This window comes from Citrobacter sp. TBCS-15 (assembly GCF_005280815.1).
Lineage (GTDB): Bacteria > Pseudomonadota > Gammaproteobacteria > Enterobacterales > Enterobacteriaceae > Citrobacter > Citrobacter werkmanii.
Genome location: NZ_SZWK01000101.1, coordinates 549,992 through 569,638, shown reverse-complemented (window position 1 = coordinate 569,638; position 19,647 = coordinate 549,992). Strand labels below are relative to the sequence as shown.

Here is a 19,647-nt window from a genome sequence, read left to right as displayed (position 1 = left end):
GCAAGCAACGATTAGTGAGTCGGGTTGTGATCGGGTTTGGCTATCAGGTGATCCAACGAGTAGGTCGCAGAATGCAGATCGCCGCTTGCATGAGTCGACAGCGCAGTATCAATGCCATGCGCGACCTTCGCCGGACTGGCGATCTGATGATGATCGCCGCCGCTTTGAATGTACTTCGCAATATCCACGCCTTCGTGCAGCTCACGCGCCAGATCGCTGAGATCGACTTTATCGAGCATGGCCTTCGCCTTATCGTCAGCGCTCAACACGGCAGTTGCCTGCCCGTGTCCGGTCGCTTCAGGGGCGTAAGAGAGTGATAACGCGCTATCGTCGAACAGGTTGTGCAGCGCATGTTTCATCGCGGCATGATTTCCTTTATCCGCCGTATGCCCTTTGTGTGGTGCCGGATCGTCCATCGTCACATTCAGCGTTTGCGTATACGGTGTAATATTGCCGTGGTCATCATGCGCCTCGACCAATACGCTCACTCGGTTATGACCTGCCCGGAACGCTGAGGTCTCGGCCTCAATGTCATAGGTCAGCCCATTATTGCCCTGATGAAGAATCGCATCGTACTGATGCCCATTAACCAGCGCTTTAATATGCTCCCCATCATGCACATCACCGCTCACGCTGCCGGTGATATGGGTGATAGCCCCCTGTGCTTCCGCACGTGAGATGTGGTTATCTCCGGTGAGTTTATCCACGATAAGCGTGGCGTCTGCCTGTTGATCCACTGCATAGGTGTGGGACGTTGTCTTTGAGTACGGGTTACCTGGCGCATCATGACCGTTGACCTCAACCGAGAATGCGGTGTTCGCTTTCATCACATCGCTGTCTACATCGACATGATAAACCCGCTCACCATTCCCCAACGTATCTACCGAACCTGTATATTCATGACCACCAATCTTTAATTTGATCGAATCCCATACATCCACATCGCCGCCAAGATGCCCGGTTACCCTCACCATCGTTCCCTGGAGTTCCTGATGATTCAGGACGTTATCCTGGGTGACGCTATCAATATCCATCGTTCCTGCAGCGGTCCTGTCGATAGTGATGGTCTTATCGGTCTGGATCTCATCACGGTTACCTGCATCATCATGGGCGGTGACGTGAGCGGTTATCTTTTGATCGTGAATCAGGTCAACCGTACTGGCATCTACGCTAAATACCTTCTGTCCGCCGCTGTTTTTCACATCAGCCACCAGATCTTTACCGTTAACCGTGATGGTCACCCGATCGCCAACATCCACATCCCCGGTCACATAACCGCTGATGGTGGTTTTCGCATGCTGAGTTTCCTCGTTATTCAGCACATCATCGACTGACACCTTATCCAGCACGATGCTGGCATCAACCTGCGTATCGATAGTGACCGTTTTGTCGTTTACGGCATGCATTGGGTTCAACGCCGAATCCTGCCCTTCTACGCTGACGTGAATATTCGGGTCATTTTGCAGCCCGACCGTACTCACCATCGCTTTGTAGCCCAGTTGCCCGTTCATATGCGGCAGCTCAATGACACGCGTATGTACTGTGACGCCATCGACGAGAATGGCGACTTTATCACCGAGATGCACGTCGCCATCCACCGTACCACTCACCTCTACGCTTCCGGCTTTCACTTCATCAGCATTGATAATATCGTCGCCGCCGACGGTGTTGATGGTCACGCTGCCGCTTGCCGACTTATCAATCGCATAGCCCTGCGTGAAGCTGGCAGGCTGCACGTTGCCGTGATCGTCATATCCTGAGACTGTCGCGACAATCGCGCGATCGGCCAGCAGGTCTTTGGTGTAAATATCGACGCAGTAGTGATGGTTATTATCGACAGTCGCCGCATAAGGGTTTCCGTTAACCGTCAGCGTCACCTTATCGCCGGGATGCACATCTCCGGATACCGACCCCGTTACTGTCATCTTAGGTTGCAGCGATTCCCGCGCGTTCAGCACATTGTCACCGGCAATGTTATCTATCGTCACGCCAGCATTAGCGCTCAGATCGACCACGACATGGCTGCTGGCAGAGGCGCTCCCCTGATTGCCATTATCATCCGTCGCCATGACCGTCGCGATAATATCCGGGTTATTGTGCAGATCGTTGATACTGACCTTCTTCGACCAGACCAGGTGACCATGTTTATCATCATGCACGACTGCAGTTAGCGTATTGCCATTGACCTGCAGACTCACCACGCTGCCATCGTGGATCCCTTCGCCGCTGACCGTGCCTCTGATGGTGGTTTTACCGCTTTGCGCTTCCGCCGCATTGATAACATCATCACCGGCGATCTTATCCATCGTTATCTGCAGCGGGTTATCCGTATCGACGGTGATGGTTTTCTGCACCGTATCTGTCGCTGCCCCAGCCGTGATAGAGACATCAAACATCGGGTGCGCCTGCAGTTCATTCGTTGGCACATCCACTTCGTATGCCAGCTGTCCCGGCATCGTCGGGATGCTCATAACATGCCCGGTGTACTGCACATGATTGATGGTAACAATCACTTCGTCCCCGGCCTGAACGTCGCCGCTGACCAGGCCACGGATTGCCGTCGTTGCTTTCTGCGCTTCATCGTGGTTGAGAACGTCATCGCCCGCCACCTTATCAACGGTAAGATGCACGGTCGGTTGGTGAGGTTGCGTGGTTCCCGTCCCCGTTGCCGTCGGGGTGTGCATACTAAAAGGCGTATTGGCAGGCGTATAAGTCTGGGTTACCCACGGGAGATCGATAAATTTATGCTCTACCGCTGTCGCCGTGTTGCCGTGATCGTCATGGGTGGTGATGGACACGGTGATATTGCCGTTGTTATTCCAATCCTGAGAAAGAATATCCAGCGTGTAACCCAATTGCCCATCATGGAGGGTAATAACATGCGTTTCCAGATGCGTGTTGTTGCCCACATCAACGGTAACCAAATCATTAAGCTTCGCGTCCGGGGTAACATGCCCGGTTACCGTGACAAATTCCGGGCGGTTTCCTGCGGGTAGCGCCCAGCCTCGCCAGCTCAACGCAGAATCAATCGTAATCCCGGCATCGGCAACGGTATCAACCACCACAGGCATGTCATCGTGCCCGTGTGCAATATTGCCTGCGTCATCTTTTGCCGTTACTTCGGCATGAATCTTCGGATCCATAAGCAGATCCAGAGTCGACACCTTAGTGCTGAAAGCCCGCTGGCCGCCGTGATCTTCCACCTGCGCATAGTAGATCTGATGGTTGATGGTGAGTTCAACCGTATCACCGATTTTGACATCGCCTCCCACCGTACCCGTAACCGTCGTTTGCGGCTTCAGGGCTTCGTCGTGGTTAATCACCGCATCACCGCTGCCAGTGAAGATCGGATCAATATGCACTATCGCGTCAATCTGGTCGTCGATAATCACGGTGCTGTGCGCATCTGCCGTGGCGTTATTTCCTGCCGCATCAGTGGTAGTGATGGTTGCGGTGATATGCGGATCGTTTTGCAGCCACTGGGTATCAACATCAGTGGAATACCCCAGGATTCCCAGATTTGGCAGGTTCGTCACCGTCGCATCAACCATATGGCCGCCGATATTCAGGTGCACCACATCATTAACCCTGGCATCACCGCCCACCGTACCGCTGACGATCGTCGTGGTTTGCCCCAATTCGATCTTATTCAATACATCGTCGCCCGTTACCGGATCGATGGTGATTGAGGCCAACGCTTGCGCGTCCAGCATAACCGTATGATGCGCTGTAATTTGCGCATGGTTCAGGGCATCGTCCGTGATATCCATGGTGACGCTGATATGCGGATCGGCAACCAGATCGGCCGTCGCAACGGGAACATGGAATCCCATTTGTTGATTACCGCGATCCTCTACCACACCGGAATAGGTATGGCCGTTGATGGTCATGGAGAACGGATCGCCGGGGTGAACTTCCCCGCTCACCGTCCCGCTCACCATCGTATAGCCATGCATCTGCTCAGCGAGGTTCAGCGTATTATCCGGCGTCACGGCATCAATGGTTATCTGCGCATCGACACGGGTATCGATAATCACTGTGGTTTCTGCATTGGCCGTCGCCGGGTTGCCCGCGCCATCGGTGGTGCTGACCGTCGCGGTCAGATGCGGATCGGAGATAAGATCGGCGGTACTGACTTTAATGCTATAGCCGAGAACCCCACCTCCAGTATCACCCACTTTCCCCGTCAGGACGTGGCCATTCACGGTGAGATAAACGACGTCATTTACATGAACATCCCCAGCCACTTTCCCGGTCACATACGTGAATAGTTGTTTTGATTCATCGCCATTAATCATATTGTCGCCAGTGACGGGATCAATCGTCAGCATGGCTTTGGCATGTAAATCAACCAGCAGGTCGTGCGTTATCTCCGCTTGCTGGAAATTATGCACATTATCTTCACCGACTACACGAGCAACGATATGCGGGTCTTTGACCAGATCGCGGCTCAGAACGTCCAGCTTATATCCCAGCGCATTGTTATGTTCCGGGAGTGCCTGCGCGGTTGTTTCGTAGGTATGACCGTTGACGATGACCTGAACTTTAGCGCCCGCGTGTACATCGCCGGACACCGTGCCCATCACCTCAGTGAGATGTTTTGCTGCTTCCGCGCCGTTGAGCTTGTCATCGCCCGCTACCGTATCAACGGTGATTCCCGCCCCGGCATGATTATCAATATGCACCACACGGGTTGCGGTGGTAATCACCTCATTTTCCACCGCATCGTGAGAGGTAACCGTGACCTTAACGGACACATTCTTATCCTGGGGCCCCTTATTATCACTGAACGCCGTTGAATCAACGGGGACTTGATAGCCCAGATGTCCGCCACCAAGGTCGATGACCTTGCCGTTAAACGTCTGGTGATTGATCTCAACGATCACCGCATCGCCAGGCTGCGCGTCTCCTCCCACCTTGCCGCTGATGAGCTGCATCGGCGTATCCAGCTCCTGGTGGTTAAGGTTGTTGTCGTCAGTAACCTTATCAATAGCCACGGTGCTGTGCGCCTGAGTATCCAGCGTGACGGTTCTATGCTCCACCGCAACCGCCTGATTGCCCGCAGCGTCGTGGCTGACCAGCGTGACCATTACGTCGTTGCTGCCTTCCTGCAGCACACCCGTTGGAACAAACACTTCGTAGCGCAGAACGCCGTGATCGTTAACCACCGTGCCGCTAAAGTCCTGATTTTGCCCCTGCACGTGAACAGTCACCGCGTCACCCGCTTTGGCATCCAGACCTTTCGCGATACCGCTAATCAGCGTCGGCATGCGGTTTTCAATGGCGTTTACCACGTCATCGGACGCCACCACTGCGGTCGTCACCACGTTTTTAGCAAAGTTATCGATATGCACTTTATGGCTGTCAGTCGCGATGGCAAGGTTACCCGCCGCATCATGCGAGGTAACCGTGACGTGCACATCGACATCCGTCAGCACATGAACGCTGTTGTTTGCAAACGCTGATGAGTCCACATCAATGCGGTAACCCAGCCTCCCCTGACCAAGGTCAATGACCTGACTCTCGTACTGATGACCATTAACCACCAGTTGGATCGGGTCGCCGACCTTCGCATCTTCCCCCCCGACGATGCCCGTAATGCGCTGTGTCGCCGCGGACAGTTCCTGGTAATTGATGACATTGTCCGTGGCAATGTTATCCAACGAGATAGCATTATGCGCATGCGTATCGAGGGTGATAATACGGTGCGATTCACTGGTCACCGCGTTGCCCAGCGCGTCATGGCTGAGCAGGGTCGCAACTACCGCATTCTTACCTTCATGCAAGGTTCCATGCGGCAGAACCACTTCATAGCGTAGCTGACCGTTATCGTTGACCACCGTGCCGTTAAAGTCTTGCCCATGAACGCTTATTTTTACCGCATCCCCCTCCCGGGCATCGCCACCGGCTACGATACTAATAATGGTGGGCATCCGGTTTTCATTGGCGTTCACCACATTGTCCGTCGCTACTGTGTCAATCTTGAGGGTGTTTTCCGCATAGTTATCGATATGAACTTTATGCGTATCGGTGGCGATGGCCAGGTTTCCCGCCGCATCATGAGAAGTCACCATTGTGGTAATATTCACATTCGTCAGAACATGGCCGCTGTTATCGGCAAATGCAGAAGAGTCCACATCGATGCGATAACCCAGCTTACCGCGGCCGAAATCAACCACCTTACCGCTGTACTGATGACCATTTATCTCCAGTAAGACCGGATCGTTGACCTTCGCATCCTCACCGCCAACAAAACCGGTAATCGTCTGTTTAGCCGCAAGCAGTTCCTGGTAATTCAGCGCATTATCTGCAGTGAGGTCATGTATGCGGATAGTATTATGCGCTTGCGTGTCTAACGTGATGGTGCGATGTGCCAGCGCGGTGGCTTCATTTTCCACCGAGTCATGACTGACCAACGTCACCACTACGTCGTTTTTACCTTCCTGCAAGGCCGTCTTCGGCAACGCGATTTCGTAGCGCAGCTGCCCGTTATCATCAACGATTGTTCCGGCATAGTTTTGCCCCTGTACGCTGACGGTGACCGCATCGCCCGCTTTAGCATCACCACCGGCTTCCCCGCTAATTAGCGTTACCATACGGTTTTCAATGGCGTTGACCACATCGTCCGTCGCCACAGCATCGATGCTGACCTGATTGGTGGCAACGTTATCAATGTGCACGCTGTGGGTGTCGGTGGCGATCGCCAGGTTACCCGCCGCATCATGAGAGGTGACCGTGACCTTCACGTCCACGTTACCGTCGACCGGCACGCTGTTGTTGGCAAAGTCTGCGGTGTTTACCGTGATACGGTAGCCCAGCGAATTGTGGCCTAAATCGATAACCTCCCCGCGGTACTGGTGACCGTTGATCTCCAGTTGTACCGGATCGCCAGGTTTAGCATCTTCATTGCTGCCAATGGTGCCGGAGATCACCTGGTTACGTGTGTAAAGCTCGCTACGATTCAGGGTGTTATCACTATCTACATCATTGATTGTCAGCGAGTTGTGCGCCTGAGTGTCGAGCGTGACGGTACGGTGCGCGAACGCGGTGACTTCGTTACCCGCCGCATCGTGGCTGACCAGCGTGACCACCACATCGTTTTTACCTTCCAGCAACGTTCCTTTCGGTAATGCCACTTCATAGCGCAACTGACCGTTATCATTAACCACCGTTCCGGCATAGTTTTGCCCCTGTACGCTGACGGTGACCGCATCGCCCGCTTTGGCATCACCGCCTGCCACACCGCTAATCAGCGTGGTCATGCGGTGTTCAATCGCGTTGACCACATCATCCGTCGCCACCGCGTCAATGTTGACCTGATTGGTCGCAAGATTATCAATGTGCACGCTGTGGGTATCGGTGGCGATCGCCAGGTTTCCCGCCGCATCGTGAGAGGTAACCGTGACCTTCACTTCCACGTTACCATCAACCGGAATGCTGTTATTGGCAAAGTCGGAAGCGTTAACCGCAATACGGTAGCCCAGCGTATTATTGCCAAGATCAATAACCTGACCGCTGTACTGGTGACCGTTAAGCTCCAGTTGTACCGGGTCACCCGCCTTCGCGTCTTCGCCGCTGACAGTTCCGGAGATAAGCTGGTTGCGCGCAAACAGTTCAGCGCGGTTCAGGGTGTTATCGTCGGTGACGTCATCAATCGTCAGGGCGTTGTGCGCCTGGGTGTCCAGTACCACGGTACGGTGCGTCACGGCAATGGCCTCATTGCCTGGTGCGTCGTGGCTGACCAGCGTCACCTGCACCTCATTCGCGCCCTCTTTCAGGGTGGCTGAAGGCACCACGATCTCATAGCGTAGCTGACCATGGTCGTCGAAAACCGTGCCATGAAATTCTTTGCCCTGAAGGGTCAGGGTGACCCGGTCGCCCGCTTGCGCATCGCCGCTGGCGGCGCCAGAAATGACGGTCGGCATACGAAACTCATTGGCATTGACGACATCATCAGTCGCTACTGCTTCAATAGTCACGGCGTTTTGCGCGGATAGGTCGTTATCGACATGATGATCGGTAGAAACCGTTGTGCGATTACCGGCATCGTCGAAAGAGGTCAGCGTAGCGTGAATATTCGGGTCGTTCAGCAATCCCTGAGTCTGTACCGGAATGGTATAAATCAGAGCGCCATTGCCCGGGTCAGTAACGACGCCGGTATATTCTTTACCATCAACCAATAAGGTAACGAGATCGCCAGGTCGGGCATCACCACCAACAGATCCATGGATCATCGTCTGCGGCTGGCGGGACTCGGCGTAGTTAATGAGGTTATCCGGCGTGACGCTTTCAACGCTAATGTTGATGTCTGGTCCGGTAATATCAATCAGCGCATGATCGACACTTTCTGCCGTTCGTCCTGTGACATCGGTCGCTATTGCCACTACGGTGACATTTCCTGGCACTAATCCGCCCAGATCGGTATTAATATTCCAGTGACCGTTATTCACCGGAACCTCAACGGTGAATGTGTTTTTTTGGCTATCGGTGAAGGTAAGCGTGACGTGATTTTGATTGCTGGTGCCGCTTAAATGGGTCTGGTGGAATTCACTTTTGTTAATAAAACCGTCATTACCGGCAAACTCGGTAATTTGCACTTCAGGCGGGAAAACGCTCGCCGAGCCTGCCCCCCCAACTGGCAAGTTGATATCCCAGTTCGGGCTGCCGAGACCTTTTGTATTAAAACCCGCCGTAGGATCAACCACCTGTCCGGTTAATTCAAGCTGAACCAGGGTGTGACCACCGCCACCGCCCTCAAGCTGTACCGGCGCGTCATTACCCGCCGCGGTGGCTTCCAACACCTGCGTCGGGTCAGCGCCGTCGGCAATGGCTTTTTGTACGGCGGCAATATCCTGGGCATCATGCTCCGGATTATGGTTGACCTGTAGCCCGTGCTCACCCCAATGGCTGTTACGGCCAATATCCAGCGTCTTCCCGTCTGGTAAAGAGAGACTCACCGCGCCGCTGGCGCCGGTCATAATTTCCTCACCGCTATATACCCTGTCGCCTTCATGAACAAGTCGTTGTGTGCCATTAGCATCAACAACGTATACCTGCCCAATGATTGCTTTGATCACACCGAGTAATTTGCTCACCGTAACCTCACTTAATTACCATCATTATTTTTATAAAATCGTTAATATATTAACGAACAAATATCACATTCATTTAATGTAAACATTAATATCTCAATGTGGAAAAAAACACATTTTAAAGAATGCAATTACATGAGACTTGACTGGCAAATGAATATAATAAAAAATAACCAAAAATAAAACACGATGTGACAAAACATGTCTGAGAATAGCTGACCACAAGCTTCAATTAAGACAATTTACCTTTGTTAATTAATATAACGTGTTTGTAAAAATGGATGATAGCGACGACAGCAGGATGTCATAACCGTGTCATATAAGGCATTCATGTCATGAAGAAGTTTTTAGTTTTTCTGCTTTCATGCTTTTCAATATCCTCAGTAAATGCAGAAGACTTACAAAATACCGTTAAAAACGCTTTAGCTAATCATCCTGAAGTTAATGCCGCAATAAATAGCCGTTATTCTTCAGAGCAAGAACTGCGGGCCGCTCAAGGTGGCTATTTACCCTCACTCAATTTAAATGCTGAAGCTGGGCGTAAAAATGTTGATGATGCAACGACTCGCGCGGCAGGACGCAATAACGGTCTGACCCAGTCACCTAACGAAGCGACGCTGAGTCTTGAGCAAAATGTGTTTAATGGCTTTGCCACCTCCAGCGAAGTTGCACGGCAAAAAGCGACCGTTGACTCGCGCGCCTGGAGCGTGATGAACACCAGCGAAAGTACCGCTTATGCGGTCATTCAGGCCTATTTCGACGTGCTACAACGCGAAGAGTTTGTTCGCCTTGCTGAGGACGATCTGGCGAACCACGAACGCATTTACGACCAGATAAAACTGCGTACCGATCAGGGGGTTGGGCGCTCCGGGGACTTTATGCAAGCCGAAGCGCGTCTGGCGCAGGCGCGTAATAACTTGCTGACCGAGCAGACGAATCTTGAAGACGCGAAAACCACCTTTGTCAGCGTGACAGGCATGGATCCGCAAGGTTTAAGCCTGCCCGAGAGTATTGACTCTCAGTTACCCACCTCGCTGGAAGACGCCAAAAGTCGGATGGAAAAAAACAGCCCATTACTGAAATCCGCCAATGCGGATATCGAAGCCGCGCATCAGCAGTATGAGGCTTCGAAATCTACCTTCTATCCGCGCGTGGACGTTGAGCTTTCCCGCGGGATTAGTAATAACACCGACACCACCCGCGCCCATACTGAAGAGTGGGAAGCGATGGTAAAGCTGCATTACAACCTGTACCAGGGCGGCAGCGACAAAGCCAATATGAACTCCCGCGCGTATCTGCATAAACAGGCGCAGGACGTACGCAATAACACGCTACGCCAGCTGAATCAGGAGCTGCGCCTGGCCTGGACGGCGTTACAAAACGCACGCGCTCAGCTTCCTTCAGCGGAAGAATATGCCGACCGTAGCGTCAAAGTGCGCACCGCTTATCAGGATCAATTCAGTCTTGGCGAACGTACGCTGCTGGATTTGCTCGACAGTGAAAATGAAGTTTTTTCTTCTAAACGTCGCCTTGTTGAACTGCGTTATCTGGCGATGACCAGCGGCTACCGTATTAGCGAACGCACGGGTGAATTAATGAATATTCTAAAAATCACACCGCCGCCATCAGGACAACCGGTGGATTCACAAGAAGAAAATAGCTTACCGGATCTGCATTAATAATTATTAATCCAAAATAAATCTCTGACCTGCACGCTGATAATTAGCTTGCTATTATTTCAACGTGCACGGTCAGAAATGGTTGCGAAAATGAGTGCACAAGCTGAATTATTAAATGAAGTATCCGGGAATTATGCCTGCCCTAATTCTCAACATCACGATCCCCGCAGTTATAATGACGATCCGCTATTAGATAGCTTACTCATTCTGTGTGCATTACACGGTAAACCGGCGAGTCGTTCAACATTAAGCAGTGGGTTGCCATTAGAAAACGATCGGCTCACGCTAAATATATTTCCACGCGCGGCGGCAAGGGCCGGTTTAAAGGCGCGGGTTGTCACGCGCGCACTCGATAAAATTCCGGCCATGTCTCTGCCTGCAGTCCTGTTACTGCGTTCTGGCGGAACCGGAGTATTACTGGCATGGAACGACGACGGCAGCGCCCGCTTTATGCCCAGCGAAAGCGAAGGTGGGGAGATTTGCGTCGATGTCGCCACGCTTGAACAAAGCTATGCCGGTAAAGTGATTTTTGCTCATCCGCGCCACGAATTCGATTTGCAGGCGGAAGCTTTTCTGCCACGTACCAAATCCTGGTTTAAAGACACGCTGAAGCTGTCACGTTTCCTGTATATGGATGCGGTGCTGGCTAGCCTGCTGATCAACCTGATTGCGCTCGGCACGCCGCTCTTCACCATGAACGTCTATGACCGGGTTGTGCCTAACCAGGCAACGGTCACGCTGTGGGTGTTGGCAGTCGGTATCTGCCTGGCTTTTGTTTTTGATCTGATATTGAAAATGCTGCGCGGTATCTGCCTTGATATTGCGGGGAAAAAAAGCGATCTCATCATCTCTTCAACGCTGTTTGAGCGCATTATCGGCATGGAGATGAAAGAACGTCCGGCGCGGGTGGGCAGCTTTGCGCAGAATATTCACGAGTTTCAGTCACTGCGCGATTTCCTCTCATCACTTACGCTGACGACGATTATCGATCTGCCCTTCACCCTGCTGCTGCTGATCGTCATCGGGATTATTGGCGGAGCGCTGGCCTGGATCCCGGTCCTGACGCTGCCGATTGCTTTGTTGTGCAGTTGGGCGTTACAAAAACCGGTCAACGCGGCAGTCACTAAAACCATGAGTCTCGCCAGCGAACGCCAGGCATTGCTGATTGAAACCTTGAGCAGTCTGGATGCCATCAAAGTGAATAATGCCCAGAGCGAACGCCAGTTTCAGTGGGAACAAACGCTGGGCAGCCTGAGTCGCCTGGAGCTACGGGTGAAAACGTTGTCCAGCCTGGCGAGCAACCTGACCGGCTGGTTCCAGCAAATCTCCGGGGTGGTGATGATTATCGTCGGGGTGTACATGATTATCGGCGGCAAACTGAGTATGGGGGGACTTATCGCCTGCTACATGCTCAACGGCCGGGCATTAATGCCGCTGGGTCAGTTAACCGGCCTTATCGCCCGCTATCAACAGGCGAAGCTCACCATCAAAAATACCGAGAAAATGATGTCGCTGGCGCAGGAGCGTCGCGCGGATGAAAATCCGCTCAAACGTGAGCAGCTACAGGGCAGCATAGAATTTCGCGATGTCGATTTCAGCTACCCGGAACAACAGAACCTGTCGCTGCAAAAAATCAATCTGACCATTCAGCCTGGGGAACGAATCGGCATCATCGGACGCAGTGGTTCTGGTAAAAGTTCGCTCAGCAAACTGCTGGTCAATCTGTACCAGCCCAGCGCCGGAAATATTCTGATCGACGGTATCGATTCTCGTCAGTTGGATGTGAACGATCTGCGCCACAGCATCGGCTACGTGCCGCAGGATATCCAGTTGTTCAATGGCACGCTACGCGACAATTTGCTGTGCGGTGCGCGTTATATCGATGACGAAACCATGCTGCGGGCGGCAGAACTGGCCGGCGTGAACGATTTTGCGCGCTTGCATCCTGACGGCTATAACCTGCAGGTTGGCGAGCGCGGCTCCCGACTTTCCGGTGGACAGCGGCAGGCGGTAGCGCTGGCACGCGCGCTTTTGCTGGATCCGCCTCTTCTGTTACTGGATGAACCCACCAGCTCGATGGACAACACCAGCGAGGAGAAGATCAAACACGCGCTGGTCCCCTGCATCGCGGGCAAAACGTTATTACTGGTTACGCACCGCGCTTCCATGCTGTCGCTGGTTGACCGCCTGATTATTGTCGATAAAGGACGCATCATCGCGGACGGCCCGAAAGCGGTGGTGATGGATGCGTTGAAAAAGGGGCAGATTAATGCATCTCGCTGATTTCCTGGTTCGTGCCCGCCGTGCTATGCAGCACTACTTTCATGGCCGTGATGAAAATCAAACTGACAGTATCAATGAAGTCAGTCAGGCCATTATTGATGACTCCCCGAGAGTGATTCGACTGACGCTGTGGACGATCCTCGCGCTGGTGGTATTGTCTTTCGTGTGGGCTGGCTTTGCGAAAATCGATGAAGTCACCCGCGGGGAAGGTAAAGCGATCCCTTCATCCAAACTGCAAAAAATCCAGAACCTGGAAGGGGGGATCGTCACCGAGCTGTATGTGCATGAAGGGCAAATCGTTAACGCTGGAACACCGTTACTGCACCTGGATGACACGCGCTTTGCCTCTAACGTCGGCGAAACAGAAGCGGATAAACTCGGCTTGCGTGCAAAGGTTGAACGTCTGACGGCGGAGGTTGAAAACCAGGACTTTGTTATTTCACCAGAGATTGCCAGCAAAGCGCCGGATGTCGCACGGGGAGAAACCGAACTGTACAACAGCCGCCGGGAGCAGTTTCATAACGAAATATCCGGGCTGGAAGAACAACTGGTGCAGAAAAAACAGGAGCTGCGCGATTTTGAATCTAAGCAAGATCAGTTCAAGCACAGCCTTGGGCTAATACGCCAGGAAATCAAAATGTCCGAGCCGCTGCTCGCCTCGGGCGCCATTTCAAAAGTTGAACTACTGCGTCTGCGTCGTACCGAAGTGGAAACCGCCGGGCAGCTCAATTCGATTAGTTTGTCGCTGCCCAAGGCCGCATCAGAAATTAACGAAATTGAGAATAAAATCGGTGAAAGCCGTGGCCGTTTCCAGAGCGATGCGCTGGCGCAACTCAACGAGGCGCGCACGAACCTGAGCAAGGCACAGGCCAGCGTTAAAGCGCTGGAAGACCGGGTGAACCGGACGATGGTCACCTCACCGGTGCGGGGTATCGTTCAGCAGGTGATGGTGAATACTATCGGCGGCGTCATACAGCCTGGCAGCGATCTGGTAGAAATCGTTCCGCTGGATGACAAGCTGTTAATCGAAGCCAAAATACAGCCGCGCGATATTGCCTTTCTTCATCCGGGCCAGCATGCAATGGTGAAATTTACGGCCTACGATTACACCATCTATGGCGGTCTGCAAGGCGAAGTGGTGCAGATAAGTCCGGACACCGTCACCGATAAACAGGGGCGAAGCTTTTATATTGTTCGCCTGCAAACGGACAAAAACTACCTGGGAACGAAAGAACATCCGATGCTGGTAATCCCCGGCATGGTAGCGAGCGTCGATATTCTCACTGGCAAGAAAACGATTCTCAGCTATCTGTTAAAACCGATTATTCGCGCTCGCGCGGAGGCGCTCAGAGAACGTTAAACGCCTGCGCTCCCTTTCATCATGTCAGGGAGCGCATAAATTTATAACGGAGTACAGAAGGAAAGTTTTCCCCGGTTTAATGTGATTTTCCCGTCATTAACCAGTTCCTGTAAAACCTTGTGGATGGCGCTGCGGGAGATATGATTACGGGTCAAAATAAAGGTATATACGGACGTTTTCTCACGCACCTCAGGTTCCATCGACCAAATATATTTTACGTGTTCAATAATCTGCTCACGAATGGTGCGATGTGACTGCAACGCTTCACGCTGAAAATAGCGTTGCAGGTGATGCGTTAAGATATCAAACGCCTGCTTCCATAAGTTTTTAGCGGTAAACATATGATCTGCATTCTGCACGCTCATCGCCCACATTTCGCAATCGGTATCGCAACGTAAATAGTGCCCGGCGACTTCAGTACGCATTTGCGGCAAACCGAGTATGGCCGGAGCAGAAATACTCACGGTGACTAAGTCATTTTCCACACGATAAACAGAGACGGTCCCTTTCTCCAGAAACAAGATATTTCCATCAACCTTCAGATCAATACGCTGGCGTTTTTTGCGTAACGACAGCCAGGCATTCTCTGACTTCTTCATTTCATCACCCACAAGTACTACAGCATTTTCAATTTCTTTCTGGAACATGGGACTCTCTACCGCAAATTATGGCTTTATCAAAATTCACTTAGCATCAAAATAAATGTCAGCCTTCAAGCAGGCTGACATTTATCCTTTCTCTACATCTACCACCGGCATTCCCTGGTGCCGTGACGCGTTCAGACACATGATGTTTTCGCGTGGTGGCGTCAGGCAGTATATTGCGCTGTCCATAAAGAATTAATGGCAATCATCTTTGCGGTCACTCTTTCATCTTTCTCTTCTTTGCAGCATAGCCAAAAAGACACAATCCATTGATTTATATATGGTTTATTTCAATTAAAAAGTTATCATTGTTAGTATATTATGATACTAATTTGAAACACTTCGCGATCTTCGTTGTAGGATCGGGTCCATGCTGGTAGCTATTATGGGCTAAGTGGTATCATTACTTACCAACCGCCTGGCGCACCATTAAGAGTAGAGACACTATGTCTGAGACTGGCAATGTCAGTTATCTGATTGAAAATAGAATCATATTTACGCCAGACACACAATCTCTGGCGCGAGTAGCTCAACCCAATCAGCAGATAAAACTCAAACACTCAGCATCATTATGTCTTTTATTACTTATTCAGCATCGCGGCCAGGTGGTTTCACAAAATGAACTACTGGAGTTCGGCTGGGGTAAAAATCATCGTCAGGTTAGTTTCAATGCCTTTTATCAAAGCATTCTCTCCCTACGTAAAAGTTTGCAGCAGCTGGATCTGGAACAACCACTGATCACAACAATCCCTCGTAAGGGGCTGATTATTCAGGAGTCGTTTGACATTCAGGCGATTGAGACGCCAGAGAGTATCTCTTCTTCAGGTGAAGAGTCCGTAGCCCCGGATACCGTTACAGAGGAACTGCTGCCTGGGACACCGCGTCAATCTTTGTTCACCACCGCAGAAATAATCATGGCGACGCTGACGCTTATAATTTGCGCGCTGATATTATACCCTTGGCAGGCCAGCGATGATTATTTTTCCGACTATATCAAGGCCAGCAAAACGCCAACTGACTGTCAGTATTATTTTAATAACGATGCCAGTAATTTCTCCCGGCATACGGCGTTTGTCGACAAAAATCCAGGGCTGTGTCAGAGCAATAAATTCATCTATATTACGACCTACCCTGAGTCAAAGAAATTGTCAGTGCTTGTATGTCACTCACCGATGAAAGCCAGGCAAGAAAACGCCTGTCAGTCGGTTTATTACCCCCGGTATGATAGCTAATGAATTTATATCCCCGAACATCCCGCATCCAGACAGGTGTTATCCTGCTGATCTGTTTTGCTGCGCTCATGGTTACTGCCGTCTATCGGTTCAATAAAAACACAGGTGAACTTCATAATCTGACCTGTCGTTCAGCCATCGAAATAGTACGTAATACAAGCTCATTTCGTGGGATTATTGATATTAAAATCGGCGGGAGTAAAGGCATTGTGAATGTTGATGGCATCATCAAAGATGCCAGAAATAATGAGCAAACCGTGCAACGCATGGTCCTGTTTACACAATCCAGCTACGGCTCAAGTCCGGTCTGGATTTCACAGAAAATACAAATATCCAATCGCGAAACGGCCCCCGCCAGCCTTATTCAGGAACTGCTCCCCGACTTTTTCCTGACCAATACCAGCGTATCCAACGTCGATTATTTTGCGCTAAATAGCAAGACGTATCTGATTACCAAAGAAGGGATCCCTTACCTGTACTGCCAGAATTATGCGTTGCCGCAAAATGAATAATAAGTAAGCGTTCTGGCGGCCAAACCTACGGGGGAATGTCCGTGGATGAATTTATCGTTCCCCCCTCCCCAGAATAAATTGTCATCGTCTGATTCGCCCCGGAGCGGAACCTGGATCGAGAAGTCATCCTTCCCCGCTTTCCCTGAAAAGCATATCTCCGTTATCATGTGTCTCTTATGTGATAACAACGAAAACAAGAATATCGCAATCCATTGAAAATCAGGGAACTGGACACAACTCCATGAGTACAATCGATAATCTCGACGCCCACACCCCCATGATGCAGCAGTATCTCAAGCTGAAGGCTCAGCACCCGGAAATACTGCTGTTTTACCGCATGGGCGACTTTTACGAACTGTTTTATGACGATGCGAAACGCGCGTCTCAGCTGCTTGATATCTCCCTGACTAAGCGCGGCGCATCCGCAGGCGAGCCCATCCCAATGGCGGGTATTCCCCACCATGCGGTAGAAAACTACCTCGCCAAGCTGGTCAATCAGGGGGAATCCGTCGCTATTTGCGAACAGATTGGCGATCCAGCCACCAGCAAAGGTCCAGTTGAGCGTAAAGTGGTACGTATTGTCACGCCTGGCACCATCAGTGATGAAGCGCTGTTACAGGAGCGCCAGGACAACCTGCTGGCTGCCGTCTGGCAAGACAGTAAAGGCTACGGTTATGCCACGCTGGACATCAGCTCCGGGCGTTTTCGCGTTAGCGAGCCTGCCGACCGCGAGACCATGGCCGCCGAACTGCAGCGTACTAACCCGGCTGAACTGCTGTATGCCGAAGATTTCGCAGAAACCTCACTGATTGAAGGACGTCGCGGCCTGCGCCGTCGTCCGCTGTGGGAATTTGAAATTGATACCGCCCGTCAGCAATTGAACCTGCAGTTTGGCACACGAGACCTGATTGGCTTTGGTGTTGAGAACGCCCCACGCGGGTTATGCGCTGCCGGCTGTCTGCTGCAATATGTGAAGGATACCCAGCGCACCTCGTTGCCGCATATTCGCTCCATCACTATGGAGCGTCAACAGGACAGCATCATTATGGATGCCGCCACACGCCGCAATCTGGAGATCACCCAGAACCTGGCGGGCGGCGTTGAAAACACATTAGCTTCGGTACTCGACTGCACCGTAACACCTATGGGCAGCCGTATGCTCAAGCGCTGGCTGCATATGCCGGTCCGCGACACCAAAATCCTCACCGAGCGCCAACAGACCATCGGCGCGCTACAGGACACCACCAGCGAATTGCAACCTGTGCTGCGTCAGGTGGGCGATCTGGAACGCATTCTGGCTCGTCTCGCGCTGCGTACCGCGCGCCCGCGCGATCTGGCCCGCATGCGTCACGCTTTCCAGCAACTACCTGAACTACGTGCGCAACTGGAAAACGTAGACAGCGCCCCGGTGCAGATGCTGCGTGAGAAAATGGGTGAATTTGCGGAACTGCGTGAACTGCTGGAACGCGCCGTGGTGGAAGCTCCACCGGTGCTGGTACGCGACGGCGGCGTCATCGCGCCTGGCTATAACGAAGAGCTGGACGAGTGGCGAGCGCTGGCTGATGGCGCAACCGACTACCTCGACAGACTGGAGATCCGCGAGCGCGAACGCACGGGTCTCGATACGCTGAAAGTCGGATTCAACGCCGTTCACGGATACTACATTCAGATCAGTCGTGGACAGAGCCATCTGGCGCCAATTAATTACGTGCGTCGCCAGACGTTGAAAAACGCAGAACGTTACATTATTCCAGAGCTGAAAGAGTATGAAGATAAAGTTCTGACTTCCAAAGGTAAGGCGCTGGCACTGGAAAAACAGCTATACGACGAGCTGTTCGATATGCTGCTGCCGCATCTGGCTGATTTACAACAGAGCGCCAGCGCACTGGCGGAGCTGGACGTCCTGGTCAACCTGGCAGAACGTGCTTATACGTTGAATTACACCTGTCCGACCTTTACCGATAAACCTGGTATTCGTATTACCGAGGGGCGTCATCCGGTGGTGGAGCAGGTACTGACAGAGCCGTTTATCGCCAACCCGCTCAACCTATCCCCACAGCGCCGGATGCTGATCATTACCGGGCCGAACATGGGGGGTAAAAGTACCTATATGCGCCAGACCGCGTTGATTGCGCTACTGGCTTATATCGGCAGCTATGTTCCGGCACAAAAAGTCGAGATAGGGCCTATCGACCGTATCTTTACTCGCGTAGGTGCGGCGGATGATCTGGCATCCGGTCGTTCCACCTTCATGGTTGAGATGACCGAAACCGCCAATATTCTGCATAATGCTACCGAGAACAGCCTGGTGCTGATGGATGAGATTGGACGCGGCACTTCAACCTACGACGGCCTGTCGCTGGCATGGGCGTGTGCAGAAAACCTGGCTAATAAAATCAAAGCATTAACATTGTTCGCGACCCACTACTTCGAACTGACTCAGTTACCGGAGAAGATGGAAGGCGTCGCGAATGTACATCTGGACGCGTTAGAGCATGGCGATACCATCGCCTTTATGCACAGCGTACAGGATGGTGCAGCGAGCAAAAGCTATGGCCTGGCGGTAGCAGCCCTGGCTGGTGTGCCGAAAGAGGTGATCAAACGCGCGCGGCAAAAACTGCGTGAGCTTGAAAGCATCGCGCCGAATGTTGCCGCAACCCAGGTCGATGGAACGCAGATGTCGCTGCTGTCGGTTGCGGAAGAAACGTCACCCGCCGTTGAAGCGCTGGAAAACCTCGATCCGGATTCACTCACGCCTCGCCAGGCGCTGGAGTGGATCTATCGGTTGAAGAGTCTGGTGTAAAAATTATCTCCCAGTAGGCAATTTTTGCCTGCTGGGATATCG

The 19,647-nt window shown here is 52.1% G+C and carries 8 protein-coding genes; 6 read left to right on the top strand and 2 right to left on the bottom strand.

Annotated features, from left to right (window positions below):
- Positions 1 to 11 precede the first annotated feature (11 nt).
- Positions 12 to 9,095 (bottom strand): retention module-containing protein, encoded by a 9,084-nt coding sequence (locus FDW96_RS05765; protein ID WP_137365335.1) that lies wholly within the window; start codon positions 9,093 to 9,095, stop codon positions 12 to 14.
- 332 nt (positions 9,096 to 9,427) lie between these two features.
- Here FDW96_RS05765 and FDW96_RS05760 point away from each other — a divergent pair, with 332 nt between their 5' ends.
- The 3 genes from FDW96_RS05760 (at position 9,428) to FDW96_RS05750 (ending at position 14,414) form a co-directional block, all read left to right on the top strand.
- Positions 9,428 to 10,771, top strand: coding sequence for a TolC family outer membrane protein (locus tag FDW96_RS05760; RefSeq protein ID WP_061382348.1), 1,344 nt, complete (start codon positions 9,428 to 9,430; stop codon positions 10,769 to 10,771).
- Positions 10,772 to 10,861: 90 nt separating this feature from the next.
- A complete protein-coding gene (locus FDW96_RS05755) occupies positions 10,862 to 13,054 on the top strand; it encodes a type I secretion system permease/ATPase (protein ID WP_061382349.1) in 2,193 nt (730 codons plus the stop codon).
- Positions 13,041 to 14,414, top strand: coding sequence for an HlyD family type I secretion periplasmic adaptor subunit (locus tag FDW96_RS05750; RefSeq protein WP_077949296.1), 1,374 nt, complete (start codon positions 13,041 to 13,043; stop codon positions 14,412 to 14,414). The genes FDW96_RS05755 and FDW96_RS05750 overlap by 14 nt, the downstream gene beginning before the upstream one ends.
- A gap of 41 nt (positions 14,415 to 14,455) precedes the next feature.
- Here FDW96_RS05750 and FDW96_RS05745 read toward each other — a convergent pair whose 3' ends face one another.
- Positions 14,456 to 15,061 (bottom strand): helix-turn-helix domain-containing protein, encoded by a 606-nt coding sequence (locus tag FDW96_RS05745; RefSeq protein WP_042310657.1) that lies wholly within the window; start codon positions 15,059 to 15,061, stop codon positions 14,456 to 14,458.
- Between the two features lie 443 nt (positions 15,062 to 15,504).
- On the opposite strand from FDW96_RS05745, the gene FDW96_RS05740 reads away from it, so the two are divergent.
- The 3 genes from FDW96_RS05740 to mutS all read left to right on the top strand — a co-directional run bounded on the left by FDW96_RS05740 (position 15,505) and on the right by mutS (position 19,605).
- Complete coding sequence (locus tag FDW96_RS05740; RefSeq protein ID WP_042310660.1) at positions 15,505 to 16,290, top strand: winged helix-turn-helix domain-containing protein; 786 nt, start codon at positions 15,505 to 15,507, stop codon at positions 16,288 to 16,290.
- Positions 16,290 to 16,802: a hypothetical protein gene (locus FDW96_RS05735; protein ID WP_042310661.1), complete on the top strand. Its 513-nt coding sequence runs from the start codon at positions 16,290 to 16,292 to the stop codon at positions 16,800 to 16,802. The genes FDW96_RS05740 and FDW96_RS05735 overlap by 1 nt, the downstream gene beginning before the upstream one ends.
- A gap of 241 nt (positions 16,803 to 17,043) precedes the next feature.
- The gene (gene mutS, locus FDW96_RS05730) at positions 17,044 to 19,605 is read left to right on the top strand and encodes a DNA mismatch repair protein MutS (RefSeq protein WP_042310663.1); all 2,562 of its coding nucleotides are present in this window, start codon (positions 17,044 to 17,046) and stop codon (positions 19,603 to 19,605) included.
- The last annotated feature ends 42 nt before the right edge of the window (positions 19,606 to 19,647 follow it).

Bases quoted from the DNA above. Each gene is read 5' to 3' on its own strand.
- FDW96_RS05760 (WP_061382348.1), top strand. From the start codon at position 9,428: ATGAAGAAGTTTTTAGTTTTTCTGCTTTCATGCTTTTCAATATCCTCA.
- FDW96_RS05755 (WP_061382349.1), top strand. From the start codon at position 10,862: ATGAGTGCACAAGCTGAATTATTAAATGAAGTATCCGGGAATTATGCC.
- FDW96_RS05750 (WP_077949296.1), top strand. From the start codon at position 13,041: ATGCATCTCGCTGATTTCCTGGTTCGTGCCCGCCGTGCTATGCAGCAC.
- FDW96_RS05745 (WP_042310657.1), bottom strand. From the start codon at position 15,061: ATGTTCCAGAAAGAAATTGAAAATGCTGTAGTACTTGTGGGTGATGAA.
- FDW96_RS05740 (WP_042310660.1), top strand. From the start codon at position 15,505: ATGTCTGAGACTGGCAATGTCAGTTATCTGATTGAAAATAGAATCATA.
- FDW96_RS05735 (WP_042310661.1), top strand. From the start codon at position 16,290: ATGAATTTATATCCCCGAACATCCCGCATCCAGACAGGTGTTATCCTG.
- mutS (WP_042310663.1), top strand. From the start codon at position 17,044: ATGAGTACAATCGATAATCTCGACGCCCACACCCCCATGATGCAGCAG.